Source organism: Micromonospora sp. CPCC 205558 (assembly GCF_036902955.1).
Taxonomy (GTDB): Bacteria; Actinomycetota; Actinomycetes; order Mycobacteriales; family Micromonosporaceae; genus Micromonospora.
Genome location: NZ_JBAKHR010000003.1, coordinates 36304 through 54992 on the forward strand (window position 1 = coordinate 36304; position 18689 = coordinate 54992).

The following is an 18689-nucleotide window of genomic DNA, read 5'->3' on the forward strand; positions in this document are numbered from 1 at the left end:
CACCGGTCCTCGGAAGGACGCATCTTGGCAGCTTCCCGCCCTGCGAAGACCAGTCGTACGTCGAGCGCATTCGCTCCCCGCCGAGTTTCATTCGGCAGGATCACCGAACACCTCGAGGTCCCCAACCTCCTTGCCATCCAGAACGAGTCCTTCGACTGGCTCGTCGGCAACGAGGCTTGGCAGGGCCGGTCGGCGGACGACCCGCACGCACGCTCGGGTCTCGCGGAGATCCTTGAAGAGATCAGTCCCATTGAGGACTTCTCCGGCACCATGTCGCTTTCCTTCTCAGCGCCGCGCTTCGACGAGGTCAAGGCCTCGATCGAGGAGTGCAAGGAGAAGGACCTGACCTACTGCGCTCCGCTCTTCGTGACCGCGGAGTTCACCAACAACACCACTGGCGAGATCAAGAGCCAGACGGTGTTCATGGGTGACTTCCCGATGATGACGCCCAAGGGCACCTTCGTCATCAACGGCACCGAGCGCGTCGTGGTCAGCCAGCTCGTCCGGTCTCCGGGCGTCTACTTCGACAAGCAGCCGGACAAGACCTCCGACCGCGACCTCTCCAGCGTCAAGGTCATCCCGAGTCGGGGTGCCTGGCTGGAGTTCGACATCGACAAGCGCGACACGGTCGGCGTCCGCATCGACCGCAAGCGTCGCCAGGCCGTCACCGTCCTGCTCAAGGCCATCGGATGGTCGGCCGAGCGGATCCGTGAGCGGTTCGGGTGGTCCGAGCTGATGATGACCACGCTCGAAAAGGACCACATCGCCGGCGCCGACGAGGCGCTGCTCGACATCTACCGCAAGCTGCGCCCTGGCGAGCCGCCGACGCGCGAGAACGCCCAGACCCTGCTCGACAACCTCTTCTTCAACCCGAAGAGGTACGACGTCGCCAAGGTCGGGCGCTACAAGTTCAACAAGAAGCTCGAAGTCGACGTGCCGATCACCACCGGCACGCTGACCGAGGACGACATCGTCGCCACCGTGGAGTACCTGTGCCGGCTGCACGCCGGTGAGGACGGCTACGAGGCCGACGACATCGACCACTTCGGCAACCGGCGCCTCCGTACCGTGGGCGAGCTGATCCAGAACCAGGTTCGGGTCGGCCTGTCCCGGATGGAGCGGGTCGTCCGCGAGCGGATGACCACGCAGGACGTCGAGGCGATCACCCCGCAGACCCTGATCAACATCCGCCCGGTGGTGGCGGCGATCAAGGAGTTCTTCGGGACGTCCCAGCTGTCCCAGTTCATGGACCAGACCAACCCGCTGGCGGGCTTGACCCACCGGCGCCGGCTGAGCGCGCTCGGCCCGGGTGGTCTGTCCCGGGAGCGGGCCGGCTTCGAGGTCCGCGACGTGCACCCGTCCCACTACGGCCGGATGTGCCCGATCGAGACGCCGGAAGGCCCGAACATCGGCCTGATCGGCGCGCTGTCCACCTTCGCCCGGGTCAACCCGTTCGGCTTCATCGAGACGCCGTACCGGAAGGTCGTCGAGGGTCGGGTCACCGACCAGATCGACTACCTGACCGCGGACGAGGAGGACCGGTTCGTCAAGGCCCAGGCCAACGCGCGCCTGAAGGCTGACGGGACGTTCGCCGAGGACCGGGTGCTCTGCCGTCGTAAGGGCGGCGAGACCGAGGACGTCGTCCCGGCCGCCGTCGACTACATGGACGTCTCGCCCCGGCAGATGACCTCGGTCGCGACCGCCATGATTCCGTTCCTCGAGCACGACGACGCCAACCGGGCACTGATGGGCGCGAACATGCAGCGCCAGGCGGTGCCGCTGGTCAAGGCCGAGGCGCCGCTCGTGGGTACGGGCATGGAGTACCGGGCCGCGGTCGACGCTGGCGACGTGGTGGTCGCCGAGGTCGGCGGTGTGATCGAGGATCTCTGCGCCGACTACGTCACCATCCACCAGGATGACGGCCACCGCCGGACGTACCTGCTGCACAAGTTCCGCCGCTCCAACGCCGGCTCCTGCGTCAACCAGAAGCCGGTGGTCTTCGAGGGCGACCGCGTCGAGGCCGGTCAGGTCATCGCCGACGGTCCGTGCACCGACGAGGGCGAGATGGCGCTCGGACGCAACCTGCTGGTGGCGTTCATGTGCTGGGAGGGCCACAACTACGAGGACGCGATCATCCTGTCGCAGCGCCTCGTGCAGCAGGACGTGCTCACCTCGATCCACATCGAGGAGCACGAGGTCGACGCCCGGGACACCAAGCTCGGTCCGGAGGAGATCACCCGCGACATCCCGAACGTCAGCGAGGAAATGCTCGCTGACCTCGACGAGCGCGGCATCATCCGGATCGGTGCCGAGGTCGTCCCCGGTGACATCCTGGTCGGCAAGGTCACGCCCAAGGGTGAGACCGAGCTGACCCCGGAGGAGCGGCTGCTCCGCGCGATCTTCGGTGAGAAGGCGCGTGAGGTTCGGGACACCTCGCTGAAGGTGCCGCACGGCGAGACCGGCACGGTCATCGGTGTGCGTACGTTCTCCCGCGAGGACGGCGACGAGTTGCCGCCGGGTGTCAACGAGCTGGTCCGGGTCTACGTCGCCCAGAAGCGCAAGATCCAGGACGGCGACAAGCTCGCCGGCCGGCACGGCAACAAGGGCGTCATCTCGAAGATCCTGCCGATCGAGGACATGCCGTTCCTGGAGGACGGCACCCCGGTCGACATCGTGCTCAACCCGCTCGGTGTGCCGAGCCGGATGAACATCGGCCAGGTTCTGGAGACCCACCTCGGTTGGGTCGCCAAGACCGGGTGGAAGGTCGAGGGTGACGACGCCGACTGGAAGCGCCAGCTGCGTTCGATCGACGCGCACGAGTCCGAGGGCGACACCAACGTGGCCACCCCGGTCTTCGACGGTGCCCGCGAGGAGGAGATCTCCGGTCTGCTCGAGTCGACCCTGCCCAACCGGGACGGCAAGCAGCTGATCGGGCGTACCGGCAAGGCGCAGCTGTTCGACGGTCGTTCTGGCGAGCCACTGCCGGACCCGATCGCGGTCGGCTACGTCTACATCCTGAAGCTCAACCACCTGGTCGACGACAAGATCCACGCTCGGTCGACCGGCCCGTACTCGATGATCACGCAGCAGCCGCTGGGTGGTAAGGCGCAGTTCGGTGGTCAGCGTTTCGGTGAGATGGAGTGCTGGGCGATGCAGGCGTACGGCGCTGCCTACGCCCTGCAGGAGCTGCTCACGATCAAGTCCGACGACGTTCTCGGCCGAGTGAAGGTCTACGAGGCCATCGTCAAGGGCGAGAACATCCCGGAGCCGGGCATCCCGGAGTCGTTCAAGGTGCTGCTCAAGGAGCTGCAGTCGCTGTGCCTCAACGTTGAGGTGCTCTCCAGCGACGGTGTGGCCCTGGAGATGCGCGAGACCGACGACGAGGTGTTCCGGGCCGCTGAGGAGCTGGGCATCGACCTGTCCCGGCGCGAGCCGAGCTCGGTCGAAGAGGTCTGAGGTGTGCGGTCGGGGGCCGGCGAGCCAGCCCCCGACCCCGCCCGAGAATTAGCAGTACAGACGACGACATAGGGGACATAGTGCTCGACGTCAACTTCTTCGACGAGCTGCGCATTGGTCTCGCCACCGCTGACGACATCCGTCAGTGGTCGCACGGCGAGGTCAAGAAGCCTGAGACGATCAACTACCGCACCCTGAAGCCGGAAAAGGACGGGCTCTTCTGCGAGAAGATCTTCGGTCCGCAGCGGGACTGGGAGTGCTACTGCGGTAAGTACAAGCGCGTCCGGTTCAAGGGCATCATCTGTGAGCGCTGCGGCGTCGAGGTGACCCGCTCCAAGGTCCGTCGTGAGCGGATGGGGCACATCGAGCTCGCTGCTCCGGTGACCCACATCTGGTACTTCAAGGGCGTTCCGAGCCGGCTGGGTTACCTGCTGGACCTCGCCCCCAAGGACCTCGAGAAGATCATTTACTTCGCCTCGTACGTCGTGACGAGCGTTGACGCCGAGTCGCGTCACCGTGACCTCTCGACGATCGAGAACGAGATCCTGGCCGAGAAGCGGCAGTCCGAGAACAGCCGCGACTCGGAGATCGAGAAGCGGGCCGCCAAGCTCGAGGCCGACCTGGCCGAGCTGGAGGCCGAGGGTGCCAAGGCGGACGTCCGGCGCAAGGTCAAGGAGGGCGGAGAGCGCGAGATGCGCCAGATCCGCGACCGGGCCCAGCGCGAGATCGACCGCCTGGACGAGGTGCTGGACACCTTCCGCAAGCTGGAGCCGAAGCAGCTGGTCACCGACGAGCTGCTCTACCGCGAGCTGCGCGACCGGTTCGGTGAGTACTTCACCGGTTCCATGGGTGCCGAGGCGATCAAGGCGCTGGTCCAGAACATGGACCTCGACGCCGAGGCCGAGAGCCTGCGGGAGACCATCCGGTCCGGCAAGGGCCAGCGGAAGATCCGGGCGCTCAAGCGACTCAAGGTCGTCGCGGCGTTCCTGAACACCCGCAACTCGCCGCTCGGCATGGTGCTGGACTGCGTCCCGGTCATCCCGCCGGACCTGCGCCCGATGGTGCAGCTCGACGGTGGCCGCTTCGCGACCTCGGACCTGAACGACCTGTACCGCCGCGTGATCAACCGGAACAACCGCCTCAAGCGGCTGATCGACCTCGGCGCGCCCGAGATCATCGTCAACAACGAGAAGCGGATGCTCCAGGAGGCCGTCGACGCGCTGTTCGACAACGGCCGTCGTGGTCGGCCGGTCACCGGCCCGGGTAACCGCCCGCTCAAGTCGCTGTCCGACATGCTCAAGGGCAAGCAGGGCCGGTTCCGCCAGAACCTGCTGGGCAAGCGCGTCGACTACTCCGGCCGTTCGGTCATCGTGGTCGGCCCGAAGCTCAAGCTGCACCAGTGCGGTCTGCCCAAGCAGATGGCACTGGAGCTGTTCAAGCCGTTCGTGATGAAGCGGCTGGTCGACCTCAACCACGCCCAGAACATCAAGTCCGCCAAGCGGATGGTCGAGCGTCAGCGCCCGGTCGTGTGGGACGTGCTGGAAGAGGTCATCGGCGAGCACCCGGTGCTGCTCAACCGGGCGCCGACCCTGCACCGTCTGGGCATCCAGGCCTTCGAGCCGCAGCTGGTCGAGGGCAAGGCGATCCAGATCCACCCGCTGGTCTGCACCGCGTTCAACGCCGACTTCGACGGTGACCAGATGGCGGTGCACGTGCCGCTGTCCGCCGAGGCTCAGGCCGAGGCGCGGATCCTGATGCTGTCGTCGAACAACATCCTCAAGCCGGCCGACGGTAAGCCGGTCACCATGCCTACCCAGGACATGGTCATCGGTCTGTACCACCTCACCCACCTCACCGCCGGTGAGAAGGGCGAGGGCCGGGCGTTCAGCTCGGACGCCGAGGCGCGGATGGCCTTCGACAACGGTGAGCTGCACCTGCAGGCGCCGGTGAAGATCCGCCTGCGTGGCGTGGTCGGTGTCGACAACGGCGCTGGCTCCGAGGCGTGGACCGCCCCGGAGGGCTGGGTCGAGGGTGACCCGCTGACGGTGGAGACCACCCTGGGTCGGGTGCTGTTCAACGAGACGCTGCCGCAGGGCTACCGCTTCGTGAACTACGAGATCCGCAAGGGGCAGCTCTCCGCGATCGTCAACGACCTCGCCGAGCGCTTCCCCAAGGTGGCGCTGGCCGCCACCCTGGACGGGCTCAAGGAGGCCGGTTTCCACTGGGCCACCTGGTCCGGCGTGACGATCGGCATGGAGGACGTCATCGCGCCGCCGCGCAAGGCGGAGATCCTGGCGCGGTACGAGAAGGACGCCGACCAGATTGACAAGCAGTACCAGCGTGGTCTGATGACCGCCGAGGAGCGTCGCGGCGAGCTCATCGAGATCTGGACCAAGGCGACCAACGAGGTCGCCAAGGAGATGGACACTGCGCTGCCGCAGGAGAACCCACTGTGGAAGATGATCAACTCGGGTGCTCGCGGTAACCTGCTCCAGCTCCGGCAGATCGCGGCGATCCGTGGTCTGGTGGCCAACCCCAAGGGCGAGATCATTCCGCGGCCGATCAAGGCCAGCTACCGGGAGGGTCTGTCCGTGCTGGAGTACTTCATCTCCACGCACGGTGCCCGTAAGGGTCTCGCCGACACCGCGCTGCGTACCGCCGACTCGGGTTACCTGACCCGTCGTCTGGTGGACGTCTCGCAGGACGTCATCATCCGCGAAGAGGACTGCGGCACCGACCGGGCGATCCCGATGCAGATCGGCGAGAAGCTGGACGGCAAGCTCGTCGTCCACACCCACGCCGAGACCAGCGTGCACGCCCGGACCCTCGCCGACGACATCAAGGGGCCGGACGGCACCGTGGTCGCCGAGCGCGGTCAGGACATCAACTCCATCGGGGTCGACAAGATCGTCGCCGCTGGGGTGGAGACCGTGCGGGTGCGCAGCGTGCTCACCTGCGAGTCGAAGCTCGGCGTCTGCGCGGCCTGCTACGGCCGGTCGCTGCCGACCGGTAAGTCGGTCGACATCGGCGAGGCCGTCGGCATCATCGCGGCCCAGTCCATCGGTGAGCCTGGTACGCAGCTGACGATGCGTACCTTCCACACCGGTGGTGTCGCGGGTGAGGACATCACCCAGGGTCTGCCGCGTGTTCAGGAAATCTTCGAGGCTCGGGTCCCGAAGGGTAAGGCGCCCATCGCCGACACCCCCGGCCGGATCCGGATCGAGGACGGCGAGCGCTCGCGCAAGATCATCGTGGTGCCGGACGACGGCAGCGAAGAGATCGTCTACGACAAGATCTCGAAGCGGGTCAAGCTCCGGACCCACGACGGCGGTCACGTCGCGGTCGGCGAGAAGCTGACCGAGGGCACCATCGACCCGCACGAGCTGCTGCGGATCATGGGTCCGCGGGCGGTCCAGGTCCACCTGACCAGTGAGGTCCAGGAGGTCTACCGCTCGCAGGGTGTGCTCATCCACGACAAGCACATCGAGATCATCATCCGCCAGATGCTCAAGCGGGTGACGGTCATCGACTCCGGCTCGACCGAGTTCCTGCCGGGCGTGCTCGTCGACCGGGCGCTGTTCGAGTCGGAGAACCGCCGGCTCGTCTCGGAGGGCGGCGAGCCCGCCGCTGGTCGTCCGGTGCTGATGGGTATCACCAAGGCCTCGCTGGCCACCGACTCCTGGCTCTCGGCGGCCTCCTTCCAGGAGACCACCCGGGTGCTGACCGACGCTGCGATCAACTCGCGCAGCGACTCGCTGGTCGGCCTCAAGGAGAACGTGATCATCGGAAAGCTCATCCCGGCGGGTACCGGCATCAGCAAGTACCGCAACGTCCGGGTCGAGCCGACCGAGGAGGCCAAGGCCAAGGTCTACTCGATGACCGGTTACCCGGAGACCGATTACGGTTTCGGGCCGGCCAGCGGGCAGGCTGTGCCGCTGGACGACTTCGATTTCGGGTCGTACCGCTAAGCACCAGTTATCCGACGAGGCCCCCGGTGAAAGCCGGGGGCCTCGTCGTGTCCGTGCCCACCCACCCCGGGGTCGGGTTCGGCATGATGGGGGGATGACGACCGCACCTGGGCAGGTGTCCGTCGCCCAGTCGGACCTGCGCCACCCGCTGGACCCGGACCCGGCCCGCGCCACGAAGGCACGGGCGGTCTTCGCGCTGGGTTTGCTCGGCATGCTGACCGGGTTGTTCATCGGTGGCGTGGTGCCGGCCACGGTGGCCCTGCAACTCGCCCGGCAGGCCCGCCGCGAGGCGTACGCCTCGGGGGGTTTCCTGACCGGCGGCGTCTGGCTGCGACGGGGGGAGTGGATGGCCTGGACCGGCCTGCTGCTGGTCGTGGTCAGCGTGGTGGTCGCAGTGGTGATCGGGGTGGTCCGGTTGGCCGGCGCGCCGTTCGGTCACGACTACCCGGCGAACATGGACTGAGTCGCCGGTGGCCACGCCCCACGTGGGCGGCGGCGCTCGCGGCGGTAGCCTGGCCGATGTCCGCCGCGTGGCGGTGGCGGCCTTTCGACAGGAGGACCTCGTGACGGAACCGGCGCGGCCCCCTGCGGACGAACCGGCCGGCCCTCCGGCCCCGCCGGCTCCTCCGTCCGAGCCGAGCGACTGGGCGCGGCCAGGCCCGAGCGGCGAGCAGCACCCTCCGGTGTCCGCGCCGGATGCGCCGCCACCTCCGGGGCCGTACTCCGGCTGGGGCACGATTTCCGCGCCCGGCTCCGGCCAGCCGTACCCGGTCTCCAGCGCGCCGACGTGGACGCCGCAGGGTTGGGGCCCGCCCCCGTCCGGTCCTGGTATGCCGCCCAGCTGGGGCCCGCCGTCGTCCGGGCCGGGTGCGCCACACGGTTGGGCGCCGCCCCCGTCCGGGCCGGGTGCGCCACACGGTTGGGCGCCGCCGTCGTCCGGGCCGGGTGCGCCGCCCGGCTGGGGCCCGCCATCGTCCGGGCCGGGTGTCCCGTACGGCTGGGGACCGCCGTCGTCCAATCCCGGCGTGCCGCCGGGGTGGGGGCCGCCGTCGTCCGGGCCTGGAGGGCTGCCGGGGCACGCTCCCGGGTGGGGTGGCCCGCAGGGGCGTTCGGTAGCGCCGCCCACCGACGACCAACGCCGCCCGCCGAAGCGGGTGGAGGCGGTTTCGGGTACGCCGTTCGGCGTCGTGCACCTGGACGTGGCACCGGTCACCTCCGGGCTGGCCATCGGGGCACTGGTGGCGGGGATCGCCTCGGTCGTGGTCTCGCTGCTGGTGATCTGTTTCGGAGTGGCCTTCAAGAACGACGGCGGTGCCTGGGCCTCCGGAGCGTTCGCCGTGCTGGGTGTGCTGGCCGGCGTTGCGGCGGTCGTCGTCGGCCTGCTCGGCCGGCGGCAGATCCGCCGGCCGGCCGCGCCCTCCGCGGTCCAGTTCAGCGGTCGCGGGCTGGCGATGGCCGGGATCAGTTGCGGCGCGGCGGGGGCCCTGTTCAGTGCTCTGGGCCTGGGTCTGGCCCTGCTCCTCGCCCTGACCTGAGGGTGATCACCGACAGATCCGACACCTGACGGGGGTTTCCCGCGGAAGGCTTCCGGTCCCCCCGGGGGCGATGGGTGCTTCTGCGGGGGAGCCGGTACACTTGTATTCGTAGGTGCCCATCGCGGGCGACAGGGCAGGACGAGATCCGGCCGGCGGGTGTGAGACAGTCGCCGGGCCATTCCGTTTTGACCTGGGCGGTTGTGGTAGGTACTCTTTCCCCTTGTGCCCGGGCGTGCCCGGGCAACTCGTGCGTGCGCTGTTTCCGGCTTACGGACGGCGGCACGACAAGCCAAAGATCCGGGGCGGGGCGATCCGCGTGCCGGTGACAAACCCCGGAACGCACGCGAGAGCGTCGCAACGGGGCCGTGACGAGGGCGACACGCCCGACCGCGGGTGCCGGGGTCTCCGCAAGGCGACCCTGGTCGGAATGTAGGAGAGTCGGTCATCAGGCCGACTAACGAGCAGACGGCGCGGCCGCGGATGCGGCCGAAGGGAGCGGAGAAACCCGGTGCCCACGATCCAGCAGCTGGTCCGAAAGGGCCGCCAGGCGAAGACGACCAAGACCAAGACCCCGGCGCTGAAGGGTTCCCCTCAGCGGCGCGGCGTGTGCACTCGCGTGTACACCACCACCCCGAAGAAGCCGAACTCGGCGCTGCGCAAGGTCGCTCGCGTGAAGCTCAGCAGCCAGATCGAGGTGACCGCCTACATCCCCGGCGTCGGTCACAACCTGCAGGAGCACTCGATCGTGCTCGTCCGCGGTGGCCGGGTGAAGGACCTCCCCGGCGTGCGTTACAAGATCGTTCGCGGCTCGCTGGACACCCAGGGTGTCCGCAACCGCAAGCAGGCGCGCAGCCGTTACGGCGCGAAGAAGGAGAAGAGCTGACATGCCGCGTAAGGGACCCGCTCCGCGGCGGCCACTGGTCGCTGACCCGGTGTACAACTCGCCGCTGGTCACCCAGCTGGTGAACAAGATCCTGCTCCGCGGCAAGCGTCAGCTCGCCGAATCCATCGTGTACGCGGCCCTCGAGGGCTGCCGCGAGAAGTCCGGCACCGACCCGGTCGTCACCCTCAAGCGGGCGATGGACAACGTCAAGCCGACCCTCGAGGTGCGTAGCCGTCGGGTCGGTGGCGCCACCTACCAGGTTCCGGTCGAGGTCCGCCCGACCCGGGCGACCACCCTGGGCCTGCGCTGGCTGGTCACCTACTCCCGCGCCCGGCGCGAGAAGACCATGGTCGAGCGGCTCATGAACGAGCTGCTGGACGCGAGCAACGGCCTCGGTGCCGCCGTCAAGCGGCGCGAGGACACGCACAAGATGGCCGAGTCGAACAAGGCCTTCGCGCACTACCGCTGGTAACACCCTGGGTTCCGGCGCCTCCGGGCGCCGGAACCGCCACCAGTTGAGTCGAGACGACGATAAGTAGGGATTGAAGTGGCCGCCGCAGACGCGCTCGCCAACGTACGCAACATCGGCATCATGGCGCACATCGATGCCGGTAAGACCACGACCACCGAGCGAATCCTGTTCTACACCGGCATCACGTACAAGATCGGTGAGGTCCACGAGGGCGCTGCCGTCATGGACTGGATGGAGCAGGAGCAGGAGCGTGGTATCACCATCACCTCCGCTGCCACCAAGTGTGAGTGGAAGGGCCACACGATCCAGATCATCGACACGCCCGGCCACGTCGACTTCACGGTCGAGGTCGAGCGGTCGTTGCGGGTCCTGGATGGTGCGGTCGCGGTTTACGACGGTGTCGCCGGCGTGGAGCCGCAGACGGAGAACGTCTGGCGGCAGGCCGACAAGTACAACGTCCCGCGGATGTGCTTCGTCAACAAGCTCGACCGGACCGGTGCCGACTTCTTCCGCTGCGTGCAGATGATGATCGACCGGCTGAACGCCACCCCGCTGGTCCTCCAGATCCCGATCGGGCTCGAGGGCGACCACATCGGTGTCGTCGACCTGATCGGCATGCGCGCCCTCACCTGGCGCGGGGAGACCCAGAAGGGTGAGGACTACGCGGTTGAGGAGATCCCGGCCGACCTGGCCGACTCCGCAGCCGAGTGGCGCGAGAAGCTGATGGAGACCCTCGCCGACGTCGACGACGCGGTGATGGAGAAGTACCTGGAGGGCGACGAGGTCTCGGTCGACGAGATCAAGGCCGCCATCCGGCGTGCGACCATCGCCGGCAAGGCCAACCCGGTGCTCTGCGGCTCGGCGTTCAAGAACAAGGGCGTCCAGCCCATGCTCGACGCCGTTGTCGACTTCCTGCCGTCGCCGCTGGATGTTCCGGCGATCGAGGGTACGGCCACCGACGGCGAGACCCCGCTGCTGCGTAAGCCGTCCAACTCGGAGCCGTTCTCCGGTCTGGCCTTCAAGATCCAGACGGACAAGCACCTGGGCAAGCTCACCTACGTGCGGGTCTACTCCGGCACGCTCGATTCCGGTTCTCAGGTGGTCAACTCCACCAAGGACCGCAAGGAGCGGATCGGCAAGATCTACCAGATGCACGCCAACAAGCGGGAAGAGCGTCCGTCGGCGCAGGCTGGCGACATCATCGCCGTGCAGGGTCTCAAGCAGACCACCACCGGCGACACTCTTTCCGACCCGGCGAACCCGGTCATCCTGGAGTCGATGACCTTCCCGGAGCCGGTCATCTCGGTGGCGATCGAGCCGAAGACCAAGTCCGACCAGGAGAAGCTGGGCACGGCCATCCAGCGCCTGGCCGAGGAGGACCCGACCTTCCGCGTCCAGCTGGACGAGGAGACCGGTCAGACGGTCATCTCCGGCATGGGTGAGCTGCACCTGGACATCCTGGTCGACCGGATGCGCCGCGAGTTCAACGTCGAGGCCAACGTCGGCAAGCCGCAGGTGGCGTACCGCGAGACCATCCGCCGCAAGGTGGAGAAGGTCGAGTACACGCACAAGAAGCAGACCGGTGGTTCCGGCCAGTACGCCCGCGTGATCGTGAGCGTCGAGCCGCTGCCGCTGGACAACGACTCGCCGACCTACGAGTTCGCCAACGCCGTCAGCGGTGGCCGTATCCCCCGGGAGTTCATCCCCTCGGTGGACGCCGGTGCGCAGGACGCGCTGCAGTACGGCATCCTGGCGGGCTTCCCGCTGGTCGGTGTCAAGCTGACCCTGCTGGACGGCCAGTACCACGAGGTCGACTCGTCGGAAATGGCATTCAAGATCGCCGGCTCGATGGTGATGAAGGACGCGGCCCGCAAGGCCGATCCGGCACTGCTCGAGCCGATGATGGCCGTTGAAGTCACCACTCCTGAGGAGAACATGGGTGACGTCATCGGTGACCTCAACTCCCGCCGCGGCATCATCCAGGCGATGGAGGAGCGCAGCGGCGCCCGCATCGTCCGGGCCCTGGTGCCGTTGTCGGAGATGTTCGGCTACGTCGGCGACCTGCGGTCGAAGACCCAGGGCCGGGCTAGCTACAGCATGCAGTTCGACTCCTACGCCGAGGTTCCGCAGAGCGTCGCGAAGGAGATCATCGCAAAGGCAACGGGCGAGTAGCGCCCTGAGCAGGTGATTCGTGGTTGGTCGCGGGAGGGTTAGCCCGCCTGCGGCCACCACGATCGGATCGCGTGAGACCGGGCCTGTAGGCTTCATCGCCGCAGAACCCACAAAGGCTCTCCGGCCGTCAGGCCGGAAAGGCTGTCGACAGAGTCCTAAGCGCCGACCGGCGCGCCGGGCGTACGAACCAAGAAGTCCACAGGAGGACACCAGTGGCGAAGGCTAAGTTCGAGCGGACTAAGCCGCACGTCAACATCGGCACCATTGGTCACATCGACCACGGTAAGACGACGCTGACGGCGGCCATCACCAAGGTCCTGCACGACCAGTACCCGGACCTGAACCCTTACACGCCGTTCGACGAGATCGACAAGGCGCCGGAGGAGAAGGCCCGCGGCATCACGATCTCGATCGCGCACGTCGAGTACCAGACCGAGTCGCGGCACTACGCGCACGTCGACTGCCCTGGGCACGCCGACTACATCAAGAACATGATCACCGGTGCCGCGCAGATGGACGGCGCGATCCTGGTGGTGGCGGCGACCGACGGCCCGATGCCGCAGACCCGCGAGCACGTGCTGCTGGCCCGTCAGGTCGGCGTGCCGTACATCGTCGTGGCGCTCAACAAGAGCGACATGGTCGATGACGAGGAGCTCCTGGAGCTCGTCGAGCTCGAGGTTCGTGAGCTGCTCTCCTCGCAGGAGTACCCGGGTGACGACCTGCCGGTCGTTCGGGTTTCGGCGCTGAAGGCCCTCGAGGGTGACCCCGAGTGGACCGGCAAGCTGCTGGAGCTGATGACCGCTGTCGACACCTCGATCCCGCAGCCGGAGCGCGAGGTTGACAAGCCGTTCCTGATGCCGGTTGAGGACGTCTTCACGATCACCGGTCGTGGCACCGTCGTCACCGGTCGCGTGGAGCGCGGCGTTCTCCTGCCGAACGAGGATGTTGAGCTCGTCGGTATCAAGGAGAAGAGCTTCAAGACCAAGGTCACCGCGATCGAGATGTTCCGGAAGACCCTGGACGACGCCCGCGCAGGTGAGAACGTCGGCCTGCTGCTGCGTGGCACCAAGCGCGACGAGGTCGAGCGCGGCATGGTCGTCGTGAAGCCGGGCTCGAACACCCCGCACACGGAGTTCGAGGCGACGGTCTACATCCTCTCCAAGGAGGAGGGCGGCCGGCACACCCCGTTCTTCCAGAACTACCGTCCGCAGTTCTACTTCCGGACCACGGACGTCACCGGTGTCGTCACCCTCCCCGAGGGCACCGAGATGGTCATGCCGGGTGACAACACGTCCATGTCGGTGAAGCTGATCCAGCCCATCGCCATGGAGGAGAACCTCAAGTTCGCGATCCGCGAGGGTGGCCGCACCGTCGGCGCCGGGTTCGTCACCAAGATTAACAAGTGAACTAGGTAACCCCGATTAGACCCGCCGCCGGTCGTGCGGCATACTAGTCAGGTTGCGTAACGACAGTTCGTCGCCTGTGTTCGGCTTTCGCTGAACCTCCGGGTGGCGAGGCAGTCGAGCGTAGGGTGGTTGGCGGCCCAGTCGCCAACCACCCTCGCACGGCGTTCAGGTCGCGGTAATGCGATCGACGCCTTGACCCACCGCGCGGTCAGCACCACTCCGGAACCAAGGGGCGGAGCTCGGCCCGAGGGCGCGACACGCCCGACCGCGGGGGTCGGCGAAGTGGGCCTGTACCAGCCGGTACAGGCGCCCGCAACACAGCGGCATCGAGAGAAGGAACAGAAGCCACCATGGCGGGACAGAAGATCCGCATCCGGCTCAAGGCCTATGACCACGAGGTCGTCGACTCCTCGGCTCGGAAGATCGTCGAGACGGTGACGCGCACCGGGGCGCAGGTCGCGGGCCCGGTGCCGCTGCCCACGGAGATCAACCGTTTCTGCGTTATCCGCTCGCCGCACAAGTACAAGGACTCGCGCGAGCACTTCGAGATGCGCACGCACAAGCGGCTGATCGACATCATCGACCCGACCCCGAAGACGGTCGACTCGCTCATGCGCCTCGACCTGCCGGCTGGCGTCGACATCGAGATCAAGCTGTAGGGACCGGACAAATGGACAGGCAAGTCAAGGGGATCCTGGGCGCCAAGCTCGGCATGACCCAGGTCTGGGACAACAACCGTGTTGTTCCCGTGACCGTGGTCGAGGCCGGCCCGTGCGTCATCAGCCAGGTTCGTAGCGCCGAGAAGGACGGTTACTCCGCGGTCCAGCTCGCGTACGGCACCATCGACCCGCGCAAGGTCAAGAAGCCGGTCAGCGGGCACTACGCCAAGGCGGACGTGGCGCCGCGCCGGCACATCGTCGAGCTGCGCACCACGGACGCTGGGGAATACTCGCTCGGCCAGGAAGTCACGGTCGAGGAGTTCCCGGTCGGCGTCACCATCGACGTCACCGGCAAGACCAAGGGCAAGGGCTACGCCGGCCCGATGAAGCGGCACGGCTTCCACGGTCTGCGCGCCAGCCACGGTGTCGAGCGCAAGCACCGCTCGCCCGGTTCCATCGGCGCCTGCGCCACTCCGGGTCGCGTCTTCAAGGGCACCCGGATGGCCGGCCGGATGGGTGGCGTGCGCTACACCGTGCAGAACCTCACCGTCCAGGCGGTCGACACCGAGAACAACCTGCTGCTCGTCCGGGGTGCCATTCCTGGTCCCAAGGGCGCGCTCGTTCTGGTCCGTACCGCGGCCAAGAGCAAGGTGAAGAAGGGCGGTGCGGCCAAGTGACCACCGTTGACGTGCGCACCGTCGAAGGCACCACCAGTGGCTCGGTCGAGCTGCCGGCGGACATCTTCGACGTGCAGGCCAACGTCGCGCTGATGCACCAGGTCGTGGTGGCCCAGCTCGCGGCGGCCCGACAGGGCACGCACAAGGCCAAGACCCGCGGCGAGGTCGCCGGTGGCGGCAAGAAGCCGTACAAGCAGAAGGGCACCGGTCGCGCCCGGCAGGGCTCGATCCGCGCGCCGCAGTTCGCCGGCGGTGGCGTCGTGCACGGTCCCGTGCCGCGCGACTACAGCCAGCGGACCCCGAAGAAGATGAAGGCCGCCGCTCTGCGGGGTGCCCTCTCCGACCGGGCCCGCGCCGGGCAGGTGCACGTCGTCGAGGCGTTCGTCTCGGGCGAGAAGCCGTCCACCAAGGCGGCCCTGGCCACGCTGACCAAGCTGACCGAGGCCCGTCGGGTCCTGGTCGTGCTGAGCAGCACCGACGAACTGAACTGGGTGTCGCTGCGCAACGAGCCGCGGGTGCACCTGATCGAGTCCGGCCAGCTGAACACGTACGACGTGCTGGTGGCCGACGACGTGGTCTTCACCAAGGACGCCCTGGACGAATTCCTGGGCGTGCCCGCCGAGACCACCGAGGAGGGTGGCAAGTGAGCACCATCGCCGACCCGCGCGACATCATCGTGGCGCCGGTCGTCTCGGAGAAGAGCTACAGCGAGCTGAACCGGAACTGGTACACCTTCCTGGTGCACCCGGACGCGAACAAGACCGAGATCAAGATCGCTATCCAGCAGATCTTCAACGTCCGCGTCCTGACGGTCAACACGCTCAACCGCCAGGGTAAGCGCAAGCGCACCAAGACCGGCTTCGGTCAGCGCAAGGCGACCAAGCGGGCGATCGTGAAGCTGGCTGACGGTGACCGCATCGAGGCCTTCGGCGGCCCGGTCAGCTGAGGGGTGTAGACAATGGCTATCCGTAAGTACAAGCCGACGACGCCGGGCCGACGTGGCTCGAGTGTCGCTGACTTCGCCGAGATCACCCGGTCCACGCCGGAGAAGTCGCTGCTGGCTCCGTTGCCGAAGAAGGGCGGGCGTAACGCCCACGGCCGGATCACCACGCGGCACCACGGCGGCGGTCACAAGCGCCAGTACCGTCTGATCGACTTCAAGCGGGTCGACAAGGACGGCGTGCCGGCGAAGGTCGCTCACATCGAGTACGACCCGAACCGCACGGCGCGCATCGCGCTGCTGCACTACGCCGACGGCGAGAAGCGGTACATCATCGCGCCGAAGGACATGAAGCAGGGCGACCGCGTCGAGTCCGGGCCGGGCGCCGACATCAAGCCGGGTAACAACCTGCCGCTGCGCAACATCCCGGTCGGTACCACCATCCACAACGTGGAGCTGCGTCCGGGTGGCGGGGCCAAGCTGGCCCGTTCCGCCGGCGTCGGCATCCAGCTGCTCGGCCGCGAGGGCGCGTACGCGACCCTGCGTATGCCGTCCGGTGAGATCCGGCGGGTGGACGTGCGCTGCCGCGCCAGCATCGGCGAGATCGGCAACGCCGACCAGTCGAACATCAACTGGGGTAAGGCCGGCCGGATGCGGTGGAAGGGCAAGCGCCCGACCGTCCGTGGTGTCGCCATGAACCCGGTCGACCACCCGCACGGTGGTGGTGAGGGTAAGACCTCCGGTGGTCGCCACCCGGTCAACCCGCAGGGTAAGCCCGAGGGCCGCACCCGCCGTAAGGGCCAGCCGAGTGACCGGCTGATCGTCCGCCGTCGCTACGCCACGCGTAAGCGCGGCTGAGGGAGATAAGACATGCCTCGCAGCCTGAAGAAGGGCCCGTTCGTCGACGACCACCTGCTCAAGAAGGTGGAAGTTCAGAACGACAAGGGCTCCAAGAACGTGATCAAGACCTGGTCGCGGCGCTCGACGATCATCCCCGAGATGCTGGGGCACACGATCGCCGTGCATGACGGACGCAAGCACGTCCCGGTGTTCGTGACCGAGGCGATGGTCGGGCACAAGCTCGGCGAGTTCGCGCTGACCCGCACGTTCAAGGGTCACGAGAAGGACGACCGGAAGAGCCGTCGGCGCTGACGCCGCGGGCATACGGATAGAGGGAACAAGGGGTTACAGCGATGCCAGGAAAGGGCGACGCTCCGGTGCTTCCGGGCGCGCGGGCGGTTGCGCGGCACGTGCGCATCTCGCCGATGAAGGCGCGCCGGGTGGTCAACCTCGTCCGCGGCCTGCCCGCGAAGGAGGCGCTCACGGTGCTGCAGTTCGCGCCGCAGGCTGCGAGCGAGCAGGTGTACAAGGTGCTCGCTAGCGCGATCGCCAACGCGGAGAACAACGAGCGGCTGGACCCCGACGCGCTGCTCGTCAGCGAGGCCTTCGTGGACGAGGGCCCGACGATGAAGCGGTTCCAGCCGCGGGCGCAGGGTCGGGCGTACCGAATCCGCAAGCGCACCTGCCACATCACCGTGGCGGTCGAAGCGGTCGCGCCGGCAGCGCCGAGGAAGGCCGCGGCGAAGAAGGCCGCCCCGGCCACGGAGGCCGCACCGGCCGAAGCGCAGAGCAAGACGGAGGACGCCGAGTAATGGGTCAGAAGGTTCACCCCACTGGGTTCCGGCTCGGCATCTCGACCGACTGGAAGTCCCGCTGGTTCGCGGACAAGCTCTACAAGGACTACATCGGCGAGGATGTCAAGATCCGCCGCATGATGTCCAAGGGCCTCGAGCGTGCCGGGATTTCCAAGGTCGACATCGAGCGCACCCGCGACCGGGTCCGGGTCGACATCCACACCGCCCGGCCGGGCATTGTCATCGGCCGTAAGGGTGCGGAGGCCGACCGGATCCGCGGCGAGCTTGAGAAGCTCACCGGCAAGCAGGTTCAGCTGAACATCATCGAGGTGAAGAACCCCGAGTCGGACGCTCAGCTGGTCGCGCAGGGCGTGGCCGAGCAGCTGTCCAGCCGGGTCAGCTTCCGTCGGGCGATGCGCAAGGCCATGCAGTCGGCGATGAAGAACCCGGTCTGCAAGGGCATCCGGGTTCAGGTTTCGGGCCGCCTCGGCGGCGCCGAGATGAGCCGGACCGAGTTCTACCGTGAGGGCCGGGTTCCGCTGCACACGCTGCGGGCCAACATCGAGTACGGCTTCTTCGAGGCCCGTACCACGTTCGGTCGGATCGGTGTGAAGGTCTGGATCTACAAGGGCGACGCCGTCCCGGGCCGGGAGGCTCCGGCCGAGGCCGGTCCGTCCCGCCCGCGTCGTGGTGAGCGCGGCGACCGTCCCGAGCGTCCGCGCCGTGGCCGGTCGGGTTCGTCCGGCACCACGGCTGGTGGCACCGAGGCCGGTCGGGCTGCTGCGACCACCATCGCGCAGCAGGCCGAGACGCCGAGCGGCGAGCCGGTCGACAGCGCAGCTGTCGCCGCCACTGCTGCTCCGGCAGAAACGCAGCAGGAGGGCTGA

The 18689-nt window shown here is 67.7% G+C and carries 16 protein-coding genes; all 16 read left to right on the forward strand.

Annotation, left to right across the window (positions count from 1 at the left end; all coding sequences use genetic code 11):
* Positions 1-24 precede the first annotated feature (24 nt).
* On the forward strand, positions 25-3456 hold the full coding sequence (gene rpoB, locus V6U86_RS04495; RefSeq protein WP_124774565.1) for a DNA-directed RNA polymerase subunit beta: 3432 nt from the start codon (positions 25-27) through the stop codon (positions 3454-3456).
* Positions 3457-3536: 80 nt separating this feature from the next.
* Positions 3537-7424, forward strand: coding sequence for a DNA-directed RNA polymerase subunit beta' (locus tag V6U86_RS04500; RefSeq protein ID WP_334498733.1), 3888 nt, complete (start codon positions 3537-3539; stop codon positions 7422-7424).
* A gap of 94 nt (positions 7425-7518) precedes the next feature.
* Positions 7519-7887 carry a hypothetical protein gene (locus V6U86_RS04505; protein ID WP_334498735.1) on the forward strand — a complete coding sequence of 123 codons (369 nt, stop codon included), beginning with the start codon at positions 7519-7521 and terminating at the stop codon, positions 7885-7887.
* 691 nt (positions 7888-8578) lie between these two features.
* The gene (locus V6U86_RS04510; protein WP_334498920.1) at positions 8579-8959 is read left to right on the forward strand and encodes a hypothetical protein; all 381 of its coding nucleotides are present in this window, start codon (positions 8579-8581) and stop codon (positions 8957-8959) included.
* A gap of 508 nt (positions 8960-9467) precedes the next feature.
* Positions 9468-9842: a 30S ribosomal protein S12 gene (rpsL, locus tag V6U86_RS04515; protein WP_007465318.1), complete on the forward strand. Its 375-nt coding sequence runs from the start codon at positions 9468-9470 to the stop codon at positions 9840-9842.
* A gap of 1 nt (position 9843) precedes the next feature.
* On the forward strand, positions 9844-10314 hold the full coding sequence (rpsG, locus tag V6U86_RS04520) for a 30S ribosomal protein S7 (RefSeq protein ID WP_007465317.1): 471 nt from the start codon (positions 9844-9846) through the stop codon (positions 10312-10314).
* 75 nt (positions 10315-10389) lie between these two features.
* Positions 10390-12486: an elongation factor G gene (gene fusA / locus V6U86_RS04525; RefSeq protein ID WP_334498741.1), complete on the forward strand. Its 2097-nt coding sequence runs from the start codon at positions 10390-10392 to the stop codon at positions 12484-12486.
* Between the two features lie 212 nt (positions 12487-12698).
* Complete coding sequence (gene tuf, locus V6U86_RS04530; protein WP_030329885.1) at positions 12699-13892, forward strand: elongation factor Tu; 1194 nt, start codon at positions 12699-12701, stop codon at positions 13890-13892.
* Positions 13893-14242: 350 nt separating this feature from the next.
* Entirely contained in the window at positions 14243-14551 is a 309-nt protein-coding gene (rpsJ, locus tag V6U86_RS04535) for a 30S ribosomal protein S10 (RefSeq protein WP_007073037.1), read from the forward strand.
* Positions 14552-14562: 11 nt separating this feature from the next.
* On the forward strand, positions 14563-15228 hold the full coding sequence (rplC, locus tag V6U86_RS04540; RefSeq protein ID WP_124776998.1) for a 50S ribosomal protein L3: 666 nt from the start codon (positions 14563-14565) through the stop codon (positions 15226-15228).
* Positions 15225-15875, forward strand: a complete 651-nt coding sequence (gene rplD / locus V6U86_RS04545; RefSeq protein WP_030329890.1) for a 50S ribosomal protein L4 — start codon at positions 15225-15227, stop codon at positions 15873-15875. The genes rplC and rplD overlap by 4 nt, the downstream gene beginning before the upstream one ends.
* Positions 15872-16174 (forward strand): 50S ribosomal protein L23, encoded by a 303-nt coding sequence (gene rplW, locus V6U86_RS04550; protein WP_007465304.1) that lies wholly within the window; start codon positions 15872-15874, stop codon positions 16172-16174. Before rplD ends, rplW begins: the two co-directional genes overlap by 4 nt.
* Positions 16175-16186: 12 nt before the next feature.
* On the forward strand, positions 16187-17026 hold the full coding sequence (gene rplB, locus V6U86_RS04555; RefSeq protein ID WP_030329891.1) for a 50S ribosomal protein L2: 840 nt from the start codon (positions 16187-16189) through the stop codon (positions 17024-17026).
* A gap of 12 nt (positions 17027-17038) precedes the next feature.
* Complete coding sequence (gene rpsS, locus V6U86_RS04560) at positions 17039-17320, forward strand: 30S ribosomal protein S19 (RefSeq protein ID WP_007465299.1); 282 nt, start codon at positions 17039-17041, stop codon at positions 17318-17320.
* A gap of 41 nt (positions 17321-17361) precedes the next feature.
* Entirely contained in the window at positions 17362-17820 is a 459-nt protein-coding gene (gene rplV, locus V6U86_RS04565) for a 50S ribosomal protein L22 (protein ID WP_007465297.1), read from the forward strand.
* Positions 17820-18689, forward strand: coding sequence for a 30S ribosomal protein S3 (gene rpsC / locus V6U86_RS04570; protein WP_091402401.1), 870 nt, complete (start codon positions 17820-17822; stop codon positions 18687-18689). The genes rplV and rpsC overlap by 1 nt, the downstream gene beginning before the upstream one ends.

Bases quoted from the DNA above. Each gene is read 5' to 3' on its own strand.
- V6U86_RS04505 (WP_334498735.1), top strand. From the start codon at position 7,519: ATGACGACCGCACCTGGGCAGGTGTCCGTCGCCCAGTCGGACCTGCGC.
- rpsG (WP_007465317.1), top strand. From the start codon at position 9,844: ATGCCGCGTAAGGGACCCGCTCCGCGGCGGCCACTGGTCGCTGACCCG.
- rpsJ (WP_007073037.1), top strand. From the start codon at position 14,243: ATGGCGGGACAGAAGATCCGCATCCGGCTCAAGGCCTATGACCACGAG.
- rplC (WP_124776998.1), top strand. From the start codon at position 14,563: ATGGACAGGCAAGTCAAGGGGATCCTGGGCGCCAAGCTCGGCATGACC.
- rplB (WP_030329891.1), top strand. From the start codon at position 16,187: ATGGCTATCCGTAAGTACAAGCCGACGACGCCGGGCCGACGTGGCTCG.
- rpsS (WP_007465299.1), top strand. From the start codon at position 17,039: ATGCCTCGCAGCCTGAAGAAGGGCCCGTTCGTCGACGACCACCTGCTC.
- rplV (WP_007465297.1), top strand. From the start codon at position 17,362: ATGCCAGGAAAGGGCGACGCTCCGGTGCTTCCGGGCGCGCGGGCGGTT.
- rpsC (WP_091402401.1), top strand. From the start codon at position 17,820: ATGGGTCAGAAGGTTCACCCCACTGGGTTCCGGCTCGGCATCTCGACC.